Genomic DNA, 17,223 nt, shown 5'->3' with positions numbered 1-17,223 from the left:
CCATGACAAGCGGGGTTTTGCGGTTCTCTGGGGACTGAAAAGCCTTGCTGCTCACCCTCAGCCCCCCTACAAGCACCGCGAATAGCCCTTACCCTGCGAGTTTTGGAGGATTTCCCATGCGGCCCAGCCGCCGTGCGCCCGACGAATTGCGCCCCGTGACGCTTGAGCGTGGCGTGGTCAAATATGCGGAGGGCTCCTGCCTCGTGAAATTCGGCGACACCCATGTGCTGGTCACCGCCACGCTGGAAGACCGCCTGCCGCCGTGGCTGAAGGGCCAGGGCCGCGGCTGGGTCACCGCCGAATACGGCATGCTGCCGCGCGCGACCTCCGAACGCACCCGCCGCGAAGCCGCCGCAGGCAAGCAGAGCGGCCGCACCGTCGAGATCCAGCGCCTGATCGGGCGTTCGTTGCGCACCATCGTCGACCTCGAGGCGCTCGGCGAGCGCCAGATCACGGTCGATTGCGACGTGCTCCAGGCCGACGGCGGCACCCGCACCGCCTCGATCACCGGCGCCTGGGTCGCGCTCGCCGACTGCATCAACTGGATGAAGACGCGCAACATGATCAAGGCCAACGTGATGCGCGACAACGTCGCCGCGATCTCCTGCGGCATCTATCAGGGCAAGCCGGTGCTGGATCTCGACTATGCCGAGGATTCCGAAGCCGAGACCGACGCCAATTTCGTCATGACCGGCGATGGCCGCATCATCGAGGTGCAGGGCACCGCGGAACGCGAGCCGTTTACACAGGACGAGTTCCTCGCGTTGATCGCCCTGGCGCAAAAAGGTATCGCGCGTCTGGTGGACTTGCAGAAACTGGCTGTCGCGTAGTCAATAGGCCCATGCACCGCCGAATCACCGGAAAGCTCGTCATCGCGACCCACAATCCCGGCAAGCTCGCCGAGATGAAGGAGCTGCTCGCGCCTCACGGCATCGAGGTGGTATCGGCCGGTGAGCTCGGCCTGCCCGAGCCGGACGAGACCGGCGACGACTTCCGCAGCAATGCCGCGATCAAGGCAATCGCGGCGGCGCAGGCGACCAAGCTTCCCGCGTTCGCCGACGATTCCGGCATCGTGGTCGACGCGCTCGACGGCGCGCCCGGCATTTTTTCCGCACGCTGGGCTGGTCCGAGCAAAGACTTCGCTGCCGCAATGGCGCAGATCGAGCGCCTGTTGCAGGAGCGTGGCGCCACAACGCCTGACAAACGCAAATCGCATTTCGTCTCCGCGCTCTGCGTCGCCTGGCCCGACGATCATCTCGAAGAGGTCGAGGCGCGCGTCGACGGCACGATGGTCTGGCCGCCGCGCGGCACTGCCGGTTTTGGTTACGATCCGATGTTTTTGCCCGACGGTCATACGCGCACCTTCGGCGAGATGGAAAGCATCGAGAAGCACGGCCTGCCGCCGCTCGGCCTCGGCCTGTCGCATCGCGCCCGCGCCTTCGTGAAACTGGCGGAGATCTGCCTTGAGCCGCGCTAAGGAAGCCTTTGGCGTCTACGTGCACTGGCCGTTCTGCCTGTCGAAGTGCCCCTATTGCGACTTCAACAGCCATGTCCGCCACGCCGCGATCGACGAGACGCGCTTTGCATCCGCCTTCGCCCGCGAGATCGAAACCACCGCACAGCGCTCGCCCGGCCGCGAGGTCACCTCGATCTTCCTCGGCGGCGGCACGCCGTCGCTGATGCAGCCGGCAACCGTCGGCGCCGTGCTCGACGCCATCGGCAAGCACTGGAAAGTTGCCAGCGACGTCGAAGTGACGCTGGAAGCAAATCCCACCAGTGTCGAAGCCACGCGCTTTGCCGGCTATCGCTCAGCCGGCGTCAATCGGGTTTCGCTTGGTGTGCAGGCGCTCGACGATGCCTCGCTGAAGGCGCTGGGCCGCATGCACAGCGCGCGCGAGGCGCTCGATGCCGTTGCGATCGCGCGCCGCTCGTTCGATCGCTACTCGTTCGACCTGATCTACGCCCGCCCGGACCAGACGCCGGCGATGTGGGCCGATGAGCTTCGCCTCGCGATCGATGAAGCCGCCGAGCATCTGTCGCTCTATCAATTGACGATCGAAGAAGGCACGCCGTTCTTCGGTCTGCACCAGGCCGGCAAGCTGAAGACGCCGGACGAAGCCGTCGCGCGCGCGCTCTATGACGTGACGCAGGAGACCTGCGACAAGCTCGGGCTGCCCGCCTACGAGATTTCAAACCACGCGCGGCGCGGCGCCGAGTGCCGGCACAATCTGGTGTACTGGCGCGGCGAGGAATATGCCGGCATCGGTCCCGGCGCGCATGGCCGCCTCGACATCGACGGTATCAGGCACGCCACCGCCACCGAGAAGCGTCCCGAAGCCTGGCTGATGCGCGTCGAAAGCGGCGGCCACGGCGTCGTCACCGACGATCTCCTCAACAGCGAAGAACGCGCCGACGAATTTTTGCTGATGGGATTGCGCCTGGCCGAAGGTATCGACCCCGAGCGCTATACCGCGCTCTCCGGCCGCCCGCTCGACCCCAAACGCATCGCGCTGCTAAGCGAAGAAGGCGCGATCACGGTGGATGCGACGGGCCGTCTGCGCGTCACGAGCAGCGGATTCCCGGTGCTGGACGCGGTGGTCGCAGATCTCGCGGCGTAGCGAGATCTCGTAGGGTGGGCAAAGCGAAGCGTGCCCACCGATTCCATCCGAATGTGTTGAAAGATGGTGGGCACGGCGCGCAAGTGCGCGCCTTTGCCCACCCTACGGCACCGGCGTTCCGAACTACGCCCCAAAACTCTTCGGCGAACCCGCGACCGCGACACCGCCGCCCGTCGTCACCTTCATCACCGCGAGCCCCCGCTCATTCGTGCCGTCGGCGCGGAAGCGGAACAGGCCGTCGATGCCGGCGAAACCAGATGGATTAGTGAGCACGTCCGACGAGAAGCGCGTGGTGCCCTGCGTGCGCGCGAGCGCTGCCACAAGCGCGACGGCGTCATAGGCGAGCGTCGCGGTGCGGATCGGCTCGGCGCCGTATTTGGTGCGATAGCGGCCGGAGAACGCGCGGAAGCCGGCCGGATCAGGTGCGGCGTAGAGGCCGCCTTGCAAGTTTTGGCTGGCATAGACACGCGGGCTGTCCCACAGGCCGGTACCGAGCAGCTGGATGTTGCGCAAATTCGCGCCCGCTGCGGTCATCGCATCGGCGACCGCGACGACGGCATCGCCGTCATCGGCAATGAACAGCGCATCCGCGCTGCCGAGCTGCTGCGCCACGTTGCGCGCCGGCGTCGCACGATCGGCGCCGTATTTCTCGAACGCGACGATGCGTCCGCCGCGCCTGGGCACCGCAGCCTTCACTGCGGCTTCAACGACGTTGCCATAGGCATTGTCGGGCACGAGCACGGCGACGGAGCGTTTTCCGATGCTGGCGGAATATTCGACGATGCGATTGACGTCGGACTCCGGCAGGAAGCTCAAGAGATACACGCCGCGGCCGGCGATGCTCGAATCGGTCGAGAACGCCATCACCGAGATGCCGCGCGTGCGCGCGACCTGCGCCACGGCCGGGACCGACTGTGCGAACAGCGGCCCCAAAATGATCTCGGCGCCTTCGTCGACCGCCTGCTGCGCGCCGGCTTGCGCGCCCTGCGGGCTGCCATTGTCGTCCTTGATCAGGAGCTGGATGTTCGGATTCTGGAACTCGGCCAGCGCCATCTCGGCGGCATTGCGCATGGATTGCGCGGCAAGCCCGGCATTGCCGGCGGCCGAGAGCGGCAGGATCACGGCAACCTTCACGCCGCCATTGCCCGCGGTGGTCGCCTGCTGTGGCGGACCGGCCGGCTGGGCCGGCGGCGGAGAGGAGCTGGAGAACGGATTGGAAAACTGGCTGAGGCTCTGCTGCACGCCGGCGCAGGCCGACAGCAGGGGCGTGCCAAGCAGCAGGCCAAGCGCACTCCGCCGGGTCGCGCCCGAGAAACGGGGCCCCTGAACGGGAGACTTCAGATCACGCGGGCCCACCATGGCAGCTTCTCTTCTGACCGGCCGCAGCCTGCCGATCACAACAAATCTTGCCGCGACAGAAGCCGCGGATTCAGGCATATTGTCGGCAAATAGTTAACCAAAACAAAAGGATAATGGCCGCTTAACGCGGCTGCCCTCGTTTCCTGGCTGGCTGTCCGCCGTCCGTCACCCAGCATCAAGGCGGCGTTTCCGCCGTGAATATGACGCTGGTGCTTCACTCCCTCCGAAATGTGATGCCTGATGGATCACATTCCAGTCCTACCTCGCCCCCCACCCGGCACGATCTTTTTCGGGAGACCGGTTCCCAGCCCCGGGGATCATGCCTAAGTTCGATTCATTATGCGCGCAAAGCCGGCCCCGATAAATACGCCTGAAGGCACAGACGCCGCCCCGCGCGGTTTCTCGATAGACGCCCATCGGCTCGCGGCGCCGAAGCCGGCCGCCGGCCTCTATCTGGTCGCGACCCCGATCGGCAATCTCGGCGACATCACCCTGCGCGCGCTGCAGATTCTGGCCGGGGTCGACGTCATCGCCTGCGAGGACACCCGCATCACGCGGCGCCTGACCGAGCGTTACGATATCTCGGCGCAGCTCAAGCAATATCACGAGCACAATGCCGAGGCCGCCCGCCCAAAGATCCTGGAGGCGCTGGCCGCAGGCGGCTCGGTCGCGCTGGTGTCGGATGCCGGCACGCCATTGATCTCCGATCCCGGTTACAAGCTGGTGCGTGAGGTCTGCGCCGCCGGCCATGCGGTCTATGCACTGCCCGGCCCGTCCTCGGTGCTGGCGGCGCTGTCGGTCGCGGCGCTGCCGACCGACCGCTTCTTCTTCGAGGGTTTTTTGCCGGCGAAATCCGCCGCGCGGCGGTCGCGCCTCACTGAACTTGCCCGCATCGACGCGACGCTGGTGATGTTCGAATCCGGCAACCGGGTGCAGGACACACTTGCCGAGCTCGCCGAGATCATGGGCACGCGCGAGGCCGCGATCTGCCGTGAGCTGACAAAACTGCACGAGGAGATCTCGCGCGCGAAGCTCGACGAGCTGGCGCGCGAGGCAGACACGCTGGAGACACGCGGCGAATTCGTGCTGGTGATCGCTCCGCCTGCGGCGGATGCCGACGTGCTGACATCGGATGCGCTGGACGATCTCCTGCGCGCGCAGCTCGCCACCCATAGCGTCAAGGACGCCGTCGCGCACGCGGTCGCGCTCTCGGGACGGCCGCGCCGCGAGGTCTATGCCCGCGCGCTCGAGCTCGCAAAAGATTTGCGGGGCGGCGATGGCGAAGACTAAGGACGACGCCGAACCAAAAGTGGCCTCGCCCGAGCGCGTCGCCGCGTTCCGCACCGGCATCTCGGCCGAGAGCCGCGCCGCAGCTTTCCTGATGGCGAAGGGTTATCGCATCCTCGCCAAGCGCTACCGCACCCCACATGGCGAGATCGACCTCGTGGCGCGCCGCCGCAATCTGATCGCCTTCGTCGAGGTCAAGGCGCGCGCCAGCCTCGATGAGGCCGCTTACGCGGTAACGCCGCGCCAGCAGCAGCGCATCATCGACGCCGCGCAGGGCTGGCTTGCCACGCATCCCGAGCATGCGGAATTCGAACTGCGATTCGACGCCATGCTGATTGCGCCGCGCTCGCTTCCGCGCCATGTGTTGGCGGCATTCGACGCCTCGACCTGAAAGGCAGACCATGAAACTGAACGTCGCCGTCCAGATGGACCCCATCGCCCGCATCAACATCAAGGGCGATTCCACCTTTGCGCTGCTTCTGGAGGCGCAGAAGCGCGGCCACGGCCTGTCCTATTACACGCCCGACAAGCTCTCGATGGTCGGCGAGGAGATCGTTGCGCCAGTGCAGCTCCTGACCGTGCGCGACGAGCCCGGCGATCACTTCACCCTCGGCGAGCCCAGGCGCGAGGCGCTCAACGGCTTCGACGTGGTGTTGCTGCGCCAGGATCCGCCGTTCGACCTCGCCTACATCACCTCGACGCATTTGCTCGAGCGCATTCACCCGAAGACGCTTGTGGTCAATGACCCTGCCTCGGTGCGCAACGCGCCCGAAAAGCTGTTCGTGATGAACTTTCCGCAGCTGATGCCGCCGACCCTGATCTCGCGCGACCTCGACGAGATCAACGCGTTTCGCGACAAGTACGGCGCCGTCGTGATGAAGCCGCTGCACGGCCATGGCGGCGCCGCGGTATTCCGCGTGATGCCGCAGGACATGAATTTCGGCTCGCTGTTCGACATGTTCTCGGTCACCTTCAAGGAAGCCTGGGTGATCCAGCAGTTCATCCCCGAGGTGAAGCTCGGCGACAAGCGCATCATCCTGGTCAATGGCGAGTTCGCAGGCGCGGTGAACCGCGTGCCGGCCGCCGACGACCTCCGCTCCAACATGGTGCGCGGCGGCGCGGCAAAGGAGACCGAGCTGACCCCGCGCGAGCGCGAGATCTGCGCCACCGTCGGCCCGGCGCTGCGCGAGCGCGGCCTGCTGTTCGTCGGCATCGACGTCATCAACGGCAACCTCACCGAGATCAACGTGACCTCGCCCACCGGCATCCGCGCCATCGCACGGCTCGGCGGCCCGGACGTCGCGGCCAAGATCTGGGACGCGATCGAGCAGAAGCGAGCGAAGTAGGCGGCGGCGCTACGGACATCGATAGCAACACTGCGAGCCCATCACTAACCACCTATTCACCATGACGTCCCCGCGCCTCATGCAAGCGCATGAGCGCGCTTGCGTGAATCTACGGGGCCACCGGCCGAGCGGCTAACGCGGCATTCACCATCTGCCCAAAACCAGCAGCATCACTGACCATCACACTCGGTCTCGCAACACCCCTTATACTTTTACTCCCTACTCATCGATGCCGGGGAACCCGCCACGTGCGGTTCGAGTGCCCCGCGTAAGAGTAGAAGCGTATGAACACCGCACGCATTGTCGTTCTCGTCATCGCACTGGGCGCCGGCGGCGTCGCTGCATATCTGGCGAGCGGCTACGACAACAAGCCCGCAGCCCCGCTCCCGGTGGCCGAGAAGCTGCCGACGGTCGAGGTGCTCGTCGCCAAATCCGACATTCAGCTCGGCCAGGCCGTGAAGGCCGAAGATCTGCAATGGCAGACCTGGCCGCAATCGACCGCAAGCAGCGCCTTCATCCGCCGCGACAGCAGGCCCGACGCGCAGACCCAGATCGCCGGCTCGATCGCACGCGTGCCCTTGATGCAGGGCGAGCCGATCCGCGAGCAGAAGCTGGTGAGGGCCGACGGCTCCGGCTTCATGGCCGCGATCCTGCCGTCCGGCATGCGGGCCGTCTCCACCGAGATTTCCGCCGAGACCGCGGCCGGCGGCTTCATCCTGCCGAACGACCGCGTCGACATCGTCCTGACGCGACGCCTGAAGAATCCCGACGGCCCCAACAATAACGGCTCGACCGGCGGCAATGACCTGATCCTGTCAGAGGTCATCCTGACGAATATCCGCGTGCTCGCCATCGACCAGGCGCCGAAGGAGAAGGAGGGCCAGAACGCCGTGGTCGGCAAGACCGTCACGCTCGAGCTCCGGCCCGACCAGATCACGACGCTCTCGGTCTCGCGCCAGGGCGGCACGCTGACACTCGCACTGCGCAGCATCGCCGATGCCAGCGCCGCCGACGGGCCCGAGGACGAGGCATTCAAGCAGCGTTCGAGCGGCGTGAACGTGATCCGCTACGGCGTGCAGGCGCGACAACTGACGTCACAGAAGTGATGGGGACATGATGAACTACGGGGACAATCGGATGGGCCTGCGCATTCGGGGGAAGCGCGCTGGCTCGTTCTGGGCAGGGGCAATGCTGATACTGGGGCTGGTCGCAGCCCCCGATCTCGTCCGTGCTACGGATGCGCCGGTCGGAGACCAGGCGCCGATGCAGGCGCCGGATCTCGGCGTGTCGCCGGTTGCGACCATCGCGCCGGCGCGGACGCGTTCACTGTCGCTCGGCATCGGCAAGTCGGTCGTCATCGACCTGCCGCGCGAGGTCAAGGACGTGCTGGTGGCCGATCCCAAGATCGCCAATGCAGTGATCCGCTCGGCGCAGCGCGCTTATATCATTGGCGGTCAGGTCGGCCAGACCAACGTGGTGTTCTTCTCCGCCGACGGCCAGCAGGTTGCTTCCTACGACATCGCGGTCAAGCGCGATCTCAATGGCATGCGCACGGCGCTGCGCACATCGCTGCCGGGCGTGCAAATCGAGGGCGTCGGCGACAGCGTGATGCTGACCGGCTCGGTGTCGAGCCCGGTCGAGGCCCAGCAGGCCGGCGACGTCGCCGCCAAGCTCGTCGGCGGCGCCGAGAAGGTCGTCAACAACATCGTCGTGCGCGGCCGCGACCAGGTGATGCTGAAGGTCGTCGTCGGCGAAGTCCGCCGCGACATCGTCAAGCAGCTGGGTGTCGATCTCAGCGCCAGCCTGAATGCCGGCACTGCGGTGGTGAATTTCAACAATTCCAACCCGTTCTCGGTTTCGGGCGCTCCGCTGGTCTCCAGCAACGGGCTCGGCGTCGCCGGCCTCACCAAGGGCGTCGCCACCGTCAGCGCCACCATGCGTGCGATGGAAAGCGCAGGCGTGATGCGGACGCTGGCCGAGCCGAGCCTGACCGCGATCTCCGGCGAGTCCGCGACCTTCATCGCGGGTGGCGAATTCCCGATTCCCGCAGGCTATTCCTGCGATCCGACCACGCATGTCTGTACCACCCAGATCTCCTACAAGAAGTTCGGCATCTCCCTGAACTTCACCCCGGTCGTGCTCAGCGAGGGCCGCATCAGCCTGCGCGTGATGACCGAGGTCTCGGAGCTGTCGAACCAGCAGGCGATCACGGTGACGCAGGCGGTGTCGTCGACCGCCAACAACTCCATCACCATTCCCTCGATCCAGACCCGCCGCGCCGAGACCACGCTCGAAATTCCCTCGGGCGGCTCGATGGCGATGGCCGGCCTGATCCAGCAGCAGACCAAGCAGGCGATCAACGGCCTGCCCGGCGTCGACCAGGTGCCGATCCTCGGCGCGCTGTTCCGCAGCCAGGACTTCGTCAACAACGAGACCGAGCTGATGGTGATCGTGACCCCCTATGTGGTGCGCGCGGTCGCCCAGAAGGAATTGTCGCGGCCCGATGACGGCTTCGCGCCGTCCTCGGATGCGCAGTCGGCGCTGCTCGGCCGCATGAACCGCCTCTACGGCATCGCGCGCCGCGTCGATCCGATCGACGGCAACCGGGGCGATTTCGGCTTCATCATCGACTGACACCAACGGTTTGGGGACCGGGGCAAGAGACTTGGGACAAGATTTGGGGCAAGAGGGGATGAAGCGATGACGAAGACGAATGATCGACGTCGCAATTTGCGCATCGCGCTCGCGCTGACGGGGCTCTCCGTCATGCTGGGAGCCTGCAACACCACGGGCGAGGTCGTCACCACCCAGACGGTGCCGACCGACTACCGCATGCGTCACCCGATCGCGGTTCAGGAAGGCAAGCGCTCGATCGTGATCTTCGTCGGCAAGGCGCGCGGCGGCCTTACGGCCGCGCAGCACGCCGACGTGATGGGCATCGCCCAGGACTGGGTGCGCGAAGGCACCGGCTCCGTCACCGTCGACGTGCCCATCGACACCACGAATTCGCGCGCGGCTGCTGCAACCTATCACGAGATCCGCGCCGTGCTCGGCAGCGGCGGCGTGCCGTCGCGCGCCATCGTCCAGCATCCCTATCGGCCGGAAGATCCCGGACTGCTGCCAACCATCCGGCTGAGCTATTCCAAGATCGCGGCGGTCGCCGGCCCCTGCGGGCTGTGGCCCGAAGACATGGGACCCTCGATCCTCGATCCCGGCTACAACGAGAACCGGCCCTACTTCAATCTCGGCTGCGCCACGCAGCGCAATCTTGCCGCGATGATCGACAACCCCGCGGACCTCGAGCAACCGCGCGCGGAGACGCCGGCCTATACGGCACGGCGCGACATCGCCTTCGACCGCTACCGCAAGGGCACTTCAACCGCGACCGGTTATCCCGAGGCTGACAAGGCCAAACTCAGCGATACAGGCAAATGACGGACTTCCACGACGACGAGGCGGACGATCCGCAGCACCCCGAGGAACACATTGCACCGGTTCCCCGGATCTCGGTGCAGGCGTTTTGCGAGACCGAGCAGACGCTCGCCGCGATAACCGCGGCCGGCCAGGATCGCCGTCTCGCCAAGGCGCATCTGACCGCCAAGAGCGGCGGCCTCGCCGCGGCGATCGAAGTCTATGACACGATGCCGACGCCGAACGTGATCGTGATCGAATCCGACGGCACGCGCGACATCCTCGAGGGCCTCGACGACCTCGCCGGCGTCTGCGACCCCGGCACCCGCGTGGTCGTGATCGGCAATCCCAACGACACCGCGCCCTATCGCGAGCTGGTGCGCCGCGGCGTCAACGACTACGTGGTCGGGCCGGTCGAAACCCTCGACGTCGTGCGCTCGATCTGCAGCCTGTTCTCGGCCTCGGAAGCCATCATCACCGGCCGCGTCATCGCGGTGGTCGGCGCCAAGGGCGGCGTCGGCGCCTCCACCGTCGCGCATAACGTCGCCTGGACCATCGCGCGCGACCTCGCGCTCGACTCCGTCGTGATCGATCTCGACCTCGCCTTCGGCACCGCCGGCCTCGACTACAACCAGGATCCGGCGCAGGGCATTGCTAACGCGGTGCTGTCGCAGGACCGGCCGGACACCGCGCTGATGGAGCGTCTGCTTTCCAAATGCACCGATCGGCTCAGCCTCCTTGCAGCACCCGCCACGCTCGATCGCGTCTATGATTTCGGCGCCGAAGCGTTCGACGCGATCTTCGACACGCTGCGCATGACGACGCCCTGCATCGTGCTCGACGTGCCGCATCAATGGTCGGCCTGGACCAAGCGCGCGCTGGTCAATGCCGACGACATCGTCATCGTGGCCGAGCCGGATCTCGCCAACTTACGCAACACCAAGAACATGCTGACCGTGCTCAAGACCGCGCGGCCGAACGACCGGCCGCCGCTCTACTGCATCAATCAGGTCGGCATGCACAAGCGCGCCGAGATCGACGTCAAATCGTTTGCCAAGACGATGGAGAGCCAGCCGCTGGCGGTGATCCCGTTCGATTCGAAGCTGTTTTCGACCGCCGCCAATAACGGCCAGATGATCGCGGAGGTCTCCAAGAGCCACCGCACCACCGAGCTGTTCCAGAACATGGCCAACCGTCTGGCGGGACGCGGCGAGGTGAAGAAGCCGAAGCGCTCGCTGCTCGGACCGCTCTTGAAGAAGCTGAAGGGCAGGACCGGACGCGCATCCGCCCCGCATCGCAAGGCGTCGTAAACGCTATAGCGTTTTCGAGCGAGCAGGACTCCCAGCGGCGGCGGATTACTTCTCCGCCCGCTGCTGCTGCTTCTTCGACAGCAACTCGCGCAGCGCCGTGACCTTTGCCGCCGCCTGATCCGGCGGCAGATCGGCCTTCACGAGGATTTCAGCCTCGGTTTGACGGCCCTGCAATCCCAGCACGAGTGCGAGATTGGCACGGATCCGCGCATTGTTCTGATTGCGCTGATAGGCGCGGCCGAGCACCTGTTCGGCCTTCGGCAGATTGTTTTGCAGCACATAGGACAGGCCGAGATTGGACAGCACGGCCGGTTCGTCGGGCACGATCTTCAGCGCCGCGGCGTAATATTGCTGCGCTTCCTCGTTGCGGCCGAGCTGATCGAGCGCGGCGCCCTGCGCCGACAGGATGCGCCAGTCCGGATCCTCGGGCGTATGCGCACGGCCGAGCACGTCGAAAGCCTGCTGGAAATTGCCATTGTCGGCGAGCGCGCGGCCATAGCCGGCGAGCAGCGCCTTGTTGCTGGGATGGGCGAGCACGGCCTGCTCCATCACCGCGACCGCCTGGGCGCGCTGGCCGGTCTCGCGCAGCGCCATGCCGTAGTCGAGCGCGATGGCGGGATCGCCGGGCTTGGCGCGATAGCGCTCGCGCAAGCCGTCCATGTCGGGCTTGGCGTCTGCGGTCGCGGCAGGCTCCGACTTGCCACCGACGCCGAGCGCGCCGGTCACATCCTCCAGGCTCGTGGTCTGGCAGCCACCGAGGGCGAGCACCAGAAGCGCGGGAAGCAGGAATCTCGCCGGGGGAGAGGCAAGGGACGAACGCTTGGACATACTCTGATCACCGCCGGCGGACTGATCAGAGATGCTTTGCCGATTAACGCTAAATTCCCGTTAAGGAAACGCGCCCCTTAGGCTCAGTCGGTGAATTCCGCACCGAATTCGCAGCCGATGCGCCAGCGCAGGCGGCATTGGCGGGAATAGTCCGGTGCGAAGATGATGGTGAATTGCGGCGGCACTTCCAGAAACTCCGCCACGACCTTCACGCCGCCATCCGAGATATCCGTGATCGTGCAGTCCCGCGGCAGCGATCCGGCGCCAAAATGAATCTTGGCAAGCCGGGTGCACATCCGACGTTCGCTCTTCCGGCGATTTGCAAGCATTTGAATTGTTCACCCGTTACGTCACGGCCCATCCCGCACCCCTAGGAGTAGCGGACATTCGTTGGAATGTGCTGAGCGTAGCCGGTCGCATTCGAGGCGTAGTCGAAGCTTAGTGTCCTCGTCCCGTTTACCGGTCGTTAGGTTTCGCGGCGCCCTCGCTTTCGTTCCCGTATTGTTCTTGTCAGGTCGATCCCGCTCTGCTACCCTCGATTGTGCGAGGGGAGCAGCATGGTTCAGCGGGTTTCGACAGTCGCCTTTGAGGGGATCGAGGCCCGCGCGGTCGACGTGCAGGTGCAGGTCGCGCCGGGCCTGCCGGCCTTCGCCATCGTCGGCCTTCCCGACAAGGCGGTGTCGGAGGCGCGCGAGCGGGTCCGCTCCGCGCTGATCGCCTCGGGGCTGGCGCTGCCGGCGCGGCGAATCATCGTCAATCTCGCCCCTGCCGACCTGCCCAAGGAAGGCAGCCATTACGATCTGCCGATCGCGCTCGGGCTGATGGCGGCGATCGGCGCGATCCCGCCGGATGCGCTGACCGGCTTTACCGTGCTCGGCGAGCTCGGCCTCGACGGCTCGATCGCACCGGTGGCCGGCGTTCTGCCCGCCGCGATCGGCGCCAATGTGCGCGAGGAAGGCCTGATCTGTCCGGCGGCCTGCGGCTCGGAAGCGGCGTGGGCGAGCCCGGATATCCAGATCGTCGCCGCGCACTCGCTGATTCAGATCGCCAACCATTTCAAGGGCACGCAAGTGCTGTCGCGGCCCGTGCCGAAAGTGCATGAGGCAGCCACCTCGCCGCTCGATCTGCGCGACATCAAGGGCCAGGAGAGCGCCAAGCGGGCGCTGGAGATCGCAGCCGCGGGTGGGCATCACCTCCTGATGATCGGCGCGCCCGGCGCCGGCAAATCGATGCTGGCCGCGCGCCTGCCCTCGATCCTGCCGCCGCTGTCGCCGGGCGAATTGCTCGAGGTCTCGATGATCGCCTCCGTCGCCGGCGAGATCGAGGGTGGCGCGCTGACATCGCAGCGGCCATTTCGTTCGCCGCATCATTCCGCCAGCATGGCCGCCCTCACCGGCGGCGGCGCGCGCGCAAAGCCCGGCGAGATCTCGCTGGCGCATCAGGGCGTGCTGTTCCTCGACGAGCTGCCCGAGTTCGATCCGCGCGTGCTGGATTCGCTGCGCCAGCCGCTGGAGAACGGCGAGGTCTCGGTCTCCCGCGCCAACCACCGCGTGACATATCCGGCGCGCTTCATGCTGATCGCAGCGATGAATCCCTGCCGCTGCGGCAATGCGTTCGAGCCCGGCTATGCCTGCAAGCGCGGACGCATCGACCGCTGCACCGGCGACTACCAGGCGCGCATCTCCGGCCCGCTGATGGACCGCATCGATCTGCGCATCGAGGTGCCGGCCGTCACCGCAGCCGATCTGATCCTGCCGCCGCCGGCCGAAGGCTCCGCCGAGGTTGCCGCGCGCGTGGCGGCGGCGCGCGACATCCAGCTCGCGCGCTATGCCGATGCCGGCCTGCCGCGAATCCGCACCAATGCCGAGGCGCCGGCGTCAGTGCTGGAGGACATCGCCAAGCCGGACGCGCAGGGGCAAAAGCTGCTGCGCGAGGCCGCCGAAACCATGCGGCTGTCGGCGCGCGGCTATCACCGCGTGCTGCGGGTGGCGCGCACGCTCGCCGACCTCGACGGCACTGAGAAGATCGGTCGGCTGCATCTCGCCGAGGCGCTGTCCTACCGCGCACTCGCAGAGGATGTGCGCCAGATGGCCTGATCATCCAGCGCATCAACCCGGCGGTAACGAGTTTCCTTTACGCTCTGCAAACCATAGGCCCACAAGTTCCAGTCCGGGCCTGGCGAGTAGAGTGTCATGTTGCGTTTCAAGATCCTGGCCTCGGTGGTTCCCCTGTTGGCGGCTGCGGTGTTCGCCCGCAATGAGATCGGGTCGGTCTCGCAGCCCTGCATCGCCCTCGGCGAGACCTCGGTCGAACTGACATCCCTGTTCTGGACGGCCGGCGTGCATGTCGCCTTCACCGACGATCTGTCGCGGGCCACGGTGCGGGTTCAAATCACCGACGATGCCGACGCTGCCGACTTCGCGGTCGTCGACGATGGCACGAGCGACGAGCCGGGCGCCTGCCAGGGCAATCCGTCGACCCGCCTCATTACGATTGCCTCGCAGCCCGTCGACGGCGGTCCGGTGATCTATCTCTCCACCGAAGGCCCGGCTGATTACCGCGTCTATGTCCGCTCGAAGACGTTCTCGCAGAAGGAAGCGGCAGCCCTGATCGTCGGCGCCCGCGGCAACCGCCCGCTCCCCCTCCAGGCCGCCTCGCTCTGAAGCATTAACACCTCGTCAACCCTGTTTGGAGGCCGCCGCAAAGCCTCAAGCTGTTTGCAAGGTCGGCGAGACATCGTCGCGCACGGCGGTGGCAGGTTTCGGTCAAGGGTCGGTGGCAATGGGTCGGACGTTCCGGATCAAGGTGCGCATGCGCCACTTCAGGCGGCAGCACCCCCGAATAGCCTTCGCGATCCGCTCTTTCATGATTTTCTCGGCGACGTTCGGCGGCGCCTATGGCTTCGTCACCGGCAGCCGGGCGCCAAATTCCGGCTACGATCCCAACACCTTTGCGATCGGCGCGAGCTTCCTGTTTGCGCTGGCCTGCCTTGGGCTGGCGACCCTCAGCATGCGGCTGCGCTTCGTCAACAAGCGGATGAAGAAGCTCGCCGCCCATAACGAGGCGCTGATCGATCGCAATTGGGAGCTGAAGGAAGCCGAAGAGCGCGCCCGCAGCCTGTTCGAATCGCAGAGCGATCTGATCGTGCTGCGCGACCATCAGGGCCGCATCACCTTCGCCAACGACGCCTATTGCGCGCTCGCCGCGCAGGCCCGCAGCGCGCTGGTCGGCACACGCTTTGATTTCGATGTGCTGGAGCAGGGCGATAGCGCCCGCGAAAGCAACGGCACCCGCATCCACGACCAGAAGATCGCAACGCCTGTCGGCGCGCGCTGGATTGCCTGGCGCGAGGGTTTTGTGCGGCACGATGCCGGCCAGCCTGCCGAATTGCAGAGCGTCGGCCGCGACGTCACCGACCGCACCGAGACCGAACGCGCGCTGTCGGACGCGCGAGACCAGGCCGACGCCGCCAACCGCGCCAAATCGCGCTTCCTCGCGATGGCCTCGCACGAGATTCGCACTCCCCTCAACGGCATCATCGGCATGGGCGGCCTGTTGCTCGACACCGCGCTGACGCCGGAGCAGACGACTTACGCCAGAGCCGTGAAAACCTCGGGCGAAGCGCTGATGACGCTGATCGAGGAGTTGCTCGACTATTCCAAGATCGAAGCCGGCAAGCTCGATCTCGACCAGCGTCCTTTTGCGCTCTCGACCTTGATCGAGGAGGTCACTGAGCTGCTGGCTCCGCGCGCGCAAGCGAAAAACCTCGAGATCGCGGCTTACGTCGACGAGCGCCTTCCGCTGGAAGTCGTTGGCGATGCCGCACGGCTGCGCCAGGTGCTGCTCAACCTCGCCGGCAACGCGATCAAATTCACTGCCAGCGGCGGCGTCGCGCTGATCGTCGAGCCCGGCATCTGGCCGAACGAGATCAGCTTTCTGGTGCGCGACACGGGCATCGGCATCGCGCCCGAAGCACAGTCGCGCATCTTCCGCGAATTCGAGCAGGCCGACGACCGCGTCGCCCGCACCTATGGCGGCACCGGGCTTGGCCTCGCCATCAGCGAGCGCATCGTCAAGCGCATGGGCGGCCGCATCACCCTGGAGAGCGAGCCCGGCAAAGGCTCGACCTTCGAGGTCGCGATTCCGCTCGCGCTCTCGCACGGCGACGCCGGACATACCGCATTTCCAAGTCCGGATCTCGCCGGCAAATCGATCCTGCTGGTGGCCGACGGCATCGAAGCGTCGCTGATCGCGCGGCGGCTGGAACGCTGGGGCGGCCAGACCTGCCTGGTCGCGGACGCGGCTGTGGCCGAAGCGCTGCTGCCGGAGCGCTCGTGGCATGCGGTGCTGATCGACCGCGCACTCGGTCTGTTGGTCACCGACCGCCTGGGCGAAGTTGCCCGCGCTCACGCGACGCAGCGGCTCGTGCTGCTGACGCCCAGCTCGCGTCATGACAAGCTTTCGCCGGCCTTCACCGGCTTCCTGGTCAAGCCGCTGCGCGCAGCCTCCCTCGCCGCGCGCCTCTCGCTGGCGCCGGAAGTCGCCTCGCCCGATCTCGCGCCGGAGCCTGTCGAGCCTGCTGCGATCAGAACGCCTGCGAAAGGTCTTTCGATCCTCGTTGCCGAGGACAACGAGATCAACGCGCTCTTGATGCGGTCGCTTCTGACAAAACTCGGTCACCGCGTCGTCATCGCGGTCCATGGCGAGGCCGCGCTGGAATCCTGGCTCGCGGCGAACTCTGCCGGCACGCCCTATGATCTCGTTTTGATGGACATCCAGATGCCGCAGCTCGACGGCATCGAAGCAACCAAACGCATCCGCGCCCATGAGGCCGCCACCGGTCGCCACCACACCCCAGTCCTCGCACTCACCGCGAACACGCTGGTGGAAGACCGCTACGCCTGCTTCGAGGCGGGCATGAATGGGTTTTTGATCAAGCCGCTCGATCGCGAAAAACTGGACGAGGCCCTGGCCGGGCTGGCCGCGGCGCGGCAGCTGGTGGTGTAGCCGCGATTGACGCTGCCGTAGGGTGGGCAAAGCGCAGCGTGCCCACGAACATTTGAG

16 protein-coding genes are annotated in these 17,223 nt (G+C 66.2%); 13 read left to right on the top strand and 3 right to left on the bottom strand.

Annotated features, from left to right (window positions below; all coding sequences use genetic code 11):
• Positions 1 to 116 precede the first annotated feature (116 nt).
• The 3 genes from rph to hemW are packed head-to-tail and all read left to right on the top strand — an operon-like array spanning position 117 to position 2,618.
• A complete protein-coding gene (gene rph / locus V1280_RS30315) occupies positions 117 to 830 on the top strand; it encodes a ribonuclease PH (RefSeq protein ID WP_148777231.1) in 714 nt (237 codons plus the stop codon).
• Positions 831 to 841: 11 nt separating this feature from the next.
• Positions 842 to 1,477: an RdgB/HAM1 family non-canonical purine NTP pyrophosphatase gene (gene rdgB / locus V1280_RS30310; RefSeq protein ID WP_334532945.1), complete on the top strand. Its 636-nt coding sequence runs from the start codon at positions 842 to 844 to the stop codon at positions 1,475 to 1,477.
• Positions 1,464 to 2,618: a radical SAM family heme chaperone HemW gene (gene hemW / locus V1280_RS30305; protein WP_334532943.1), complete on the top strand. Its 1,155-nt coding sequence runs from the start codon at positions 1,464 to 1,466 to the stop codon at positions 2,616 to 2,618. The genes rdgB and hemW overlap by 14 nt, the downstream gene beginning before the upstream one ends.
• 123 nt (positions 2,619 to 2,741) lie before the next feature.
• Here the strand turns inward: hemW and V1280_RS30300 are convergent, their stop codons facing one another.
• Entirely contained in the window at positions 2,742 to 3,977 is a 1,236-nt protein-coding gene (locus V1280_RS30300; RefSeq protein WP_334532941.1) for a penicillin-binding protein activator, read from the bottom strand.
• A 339-nt stretch (positions 3,978 to 4,316) separates the two neighbouring features.
• Between V1280_RS30300 and rsmI the strand changes: the two genes are divergently transcribed.
• The 7 genes from rsmI (at position 4,317) to V1280_RS30265 (ending at position 11,331) form a co-directional block, all read left to right on the top strand.
• Positions 4,317 to 5,267 carry a 16S rRNA (cytidine(1402)-2'-O)-methyltransferase gene (rsmI, locus tag V1280_RS30295; RefSeq protein ID WP_334532938.1) on the top strand — a complete coding sequence of 317 codons (951 nt, stop codon included), beginning with the start codon at positions 4,317 to 4,319 and terminating at the stop codon, positions 5,265 to 5,267.
• Entirely contained in the window at positions 5,254 to 5,655 is a 402-nt protein-coding gene (locus tag V1280_RS30290; protein ID WP_334532935.1) for a YraN family protein, read from the top strand. The genes rsmI and V1280_RS30290 overlap by 14 nt, the downstream gene beginning before the upstream one ends.
• Positions 5,656 to 5,665: 10 nt before the next feature.
• On the top strand, positions 5,666 to 6,610 hold the full coding sequence (gene gshB, locus V1280_RS30285; protein ID WP_334532932.1) for a glutathione synthase: 945 nt from the start codon (positions 5,666 to 5,668) through the stop codon (positions 6,608 to 6,610).
• A gap of 284 nt (positions 6,611 to 6,894) precedes the next feature.
• Entirely contained in the window at positions 6,895 to 7,716 is an 822-nt protein-coding gene (gene cpaB / locus V1280_RS30280) for a Flp pilus assembly protein CpaB (protein ID WP_334532929.1), read from the top strand.
• 10 nt (positions 7,717 to 7,726) lie between these two features.
• Entirely contained in the window at positions 7,727 to 9,244 is a 1,518-nt protein-coding gene (locus tag V1280_RS30275) for a type II and III secretion system protein family protein (protein WP_334538459.1), read from the top strand.
• Positions 9,245 to 9,310: 66 nt separating this feature from the next.
• Positions 9,311 to 10,045, top strand: a complete 735-nt coding sequence (locus tag V1280_RS30270; RefSeq protein WP_334532926.1) for a CpaD family pilus assembly protein — start codon at positions 9,311 to 9,313, stop codon at positions 10,043 to 10,045.
• Positions 10,042 to 11,331 carry an AAA family ATPase gene (locus V1280_RS30265; protein ID WP_334532923.1) on the top strand — a complete coding sequence of 430 codons (1,290 nt, stop codon included), beginning with the start codon at positions 10,042 to 10,044 and terminating at the stop codon, positions 11,329 to 11,331. Before V1280_RS30270 ends, V1280_RS30265 begins: the two co-directional genes overlap by 4 nt.
• Positions 11,332 to 11,376: 45 nt before the next feature.
• Here the strand turns inward: V1280_RS30265 and V1280_RS30260 are convergent, their stop codons facing one another.
• Together V1280_RS30260 and V1280_RS30255 are read right to left on the bottom strand one after the other, a co-directional pair.
• Positions 11,377 to 12,159, bottom strand: coding sequence for a tetratricopeptide repeat protein (locus V1280_RS30260; RefSeq protein WP_334532920.1), 783 nt, complete (start codon positions 12,157 to 12,159; stop codon positions 11,377 to 11,379).
• An 83-nt stretch (positions 12,160 to 12,242) separates the two neighbouring features.
• Complete coding sequence (locus tag V1280_RS30255; protein WP_129270212.1) at positions 12,243 to 12,488, bottom strand: PilZ domain-containing protein; 246 nt, start codon at positions 12,486 to 12,488, stop codon at positions 12,243 to 12,245.
• A gap of 228 nt (positions 12,489 to 12,716) precedes the next feature.
• Here V1280_RS30255 and V1280_RS30250 point away from each other — a divergent pair, with 228 nt between their 5' ends.
• The 3 genes from V1280_RS30250 to V1280_RS30240 all read left to right on the top strand — a co-directional run bounded on the left by V1280_RS30250 (position 12,717) and on the right by V1280_RS30240 (position 17,166).
• Complete coding sequence (locus V1280_RS30250) at positions 12,717 to 14,255, top strand: YifB family Mg chelatase-like AAA ATPase (protein WP_334532913.1); 1,539 nt, start codon at positions 12,717 to 12,719, stop codon at positions 14,253 to 14,255.
• Between the two features lie 96 nt (positions 14,256 to 14,351).
• Positions 14,352 to 14,822, top strand: coding sequence for a hypothetical protein (locus V1280_RS30245; protein ID WP_334532910.1), 471 nt, complete (start codon positions 14,352 to 14,354; stop codon positions 14,820 to 14,822).
• A gap of 118 nt (positions 14,823 to 14,940) precedes the next feature.
• Positions 14,941 to 17,166, top strand: coding sequence for an ATP-binding protein (locus V1280_RS30240; protein ID WP_334532907.1), 2,226 nt, complete (start codon positions 14,941 to 14,943; stop codon positions 17,164 to 17,166).
• The last annotated feature ends 57 nt before the right edge of the window (positions 17,167 to 17,223 follow it).

The organism is Bradyrhizobium sp. AZCC 2230 (genome assembly GCF_036924495.1).
Classification (GTDB): Bacteria; Pseudomonadota; Alphaproteobacteria; order Rhizobiales; family Xanthobacteraceae; genus Bradyrhizobium; species Bradyrhizobium rifense.
The sequence above is the reverse complement of the archived record's forward strand: the minus strand, read 5'-3'. Positions and strand labels throughout refer to the sequence as shown.

What these genes read in the sequence shown, in the direction of transcription:
- rph (WP_148777231.1), top strand. Translation starts at nt 117, where the DNA reads ATGCGGCCCAGCCGCCGTGCGCCCGACGAATTGCGCCCCGTGACGCTT.
- rdgB (WP_334532945.1), top strand. Translation starts at nt 842, where the DNA reads ATGCACCGCCGAATCACCGGAAAGCTCGTCATCGCGACCCACAATCCC.
- V1280_RS30300 (WP_334532941.1), bottom strand. Translation starts at nt 3,977, where the DNA reads ATGGTGGGCCCGCGTGATCTGAAGTCTCCCGTTCAGGGGCCCCGTTTC.
- rsmI (WP_334532938.1), top strand. Translation starts at nt 4,317, where the DNA reads ATGCGCGCAAAGCCGGCCCCGATAAATACGCCTGAAGGCACAGACGCC.
- V1280_RS30290 (WP_334532935.1), top strand. Translation starts at nt 5,254, where the DNA reads ATGGCGAAGACTAAGGACGACGCCGAACCAAAAGTGGCCTCGCCCGAG.
- gshB (WP_334532932.1), top strand. Translation starts at nt 5,666, where the DNA reads ATGAAACTGAACGTCGCCGTCCAGATGGACCCCATCGCCCGCATCAAC.
- cpaB (WP_334532929.1), top strand. Translation starts at nt 6,895, where the DNA reads ATGAACACCGCACGCATTGTCGTTCTCGTCATCGCACTGGGCGCCGGC.
- V1280_RS30275 (WP_334538459.1), top strand. Translation starts at nt 7,727, where the DNA reads ATGAACTACGGGGACAATCGGATGGGCCTGCGCATTCGGGGGAAGCGC.
- V1280_RS30270 (WP_334532926.1), top strand. Translation starts at nt 9,311, where the DNA reads ATGACGAAGACGAATGATCGACGTCGCAATTTGCGCATCGCGCTCGCG.
- V1280_RS30265 (WP_334532923.1), top strand. Translation starts at nt 10,042, where the DNA reads ATGACGGACTTCCACGACGACGAGGCGGACGATCCGCAGCACCCCGAG.
- V1280_RS30260 (WP_334532920.1), bottom strand. Translation starts at nt 12,159, where the DNA reads ATGTCCAAGCGTTCGTCCCTTGCCTCTCCCCCGGCGAGATTCCTGCTT.
- V1280_RS30255 (WP_129270212.1), bottom strand. Translation starts at nt 12,488, where the DNA reads ATGCTTGCAAATCGCCGGAAGAGCGAACGTCGGATGTGCACCCGGCTT.
- V1280_RS30250 (WP_334532913.1), top strand. Translation starts at nt 12,717, where the DNA reads ATGGTTCAGCGGGTTTCGACAGTCGCCTTTGAGGGGATCGAGGCCCGC.
- V1280_RS30245 (WP_334532910.1), top strand. Translation starts at nt 14,352, where the DNA reads ATGTTGCGTTTCAAGATCCTGGCCTCGGTGGTTCCCCTGTTGGCGGCT.
- V1280_RS30240 (WP_334532907.1), top strand. Translation starts at nt 14,941, where the DNA reads ATGGGTCGGACGTTCCGGATCAAGGTGCGCATGCGCCACTTCAGGCGG.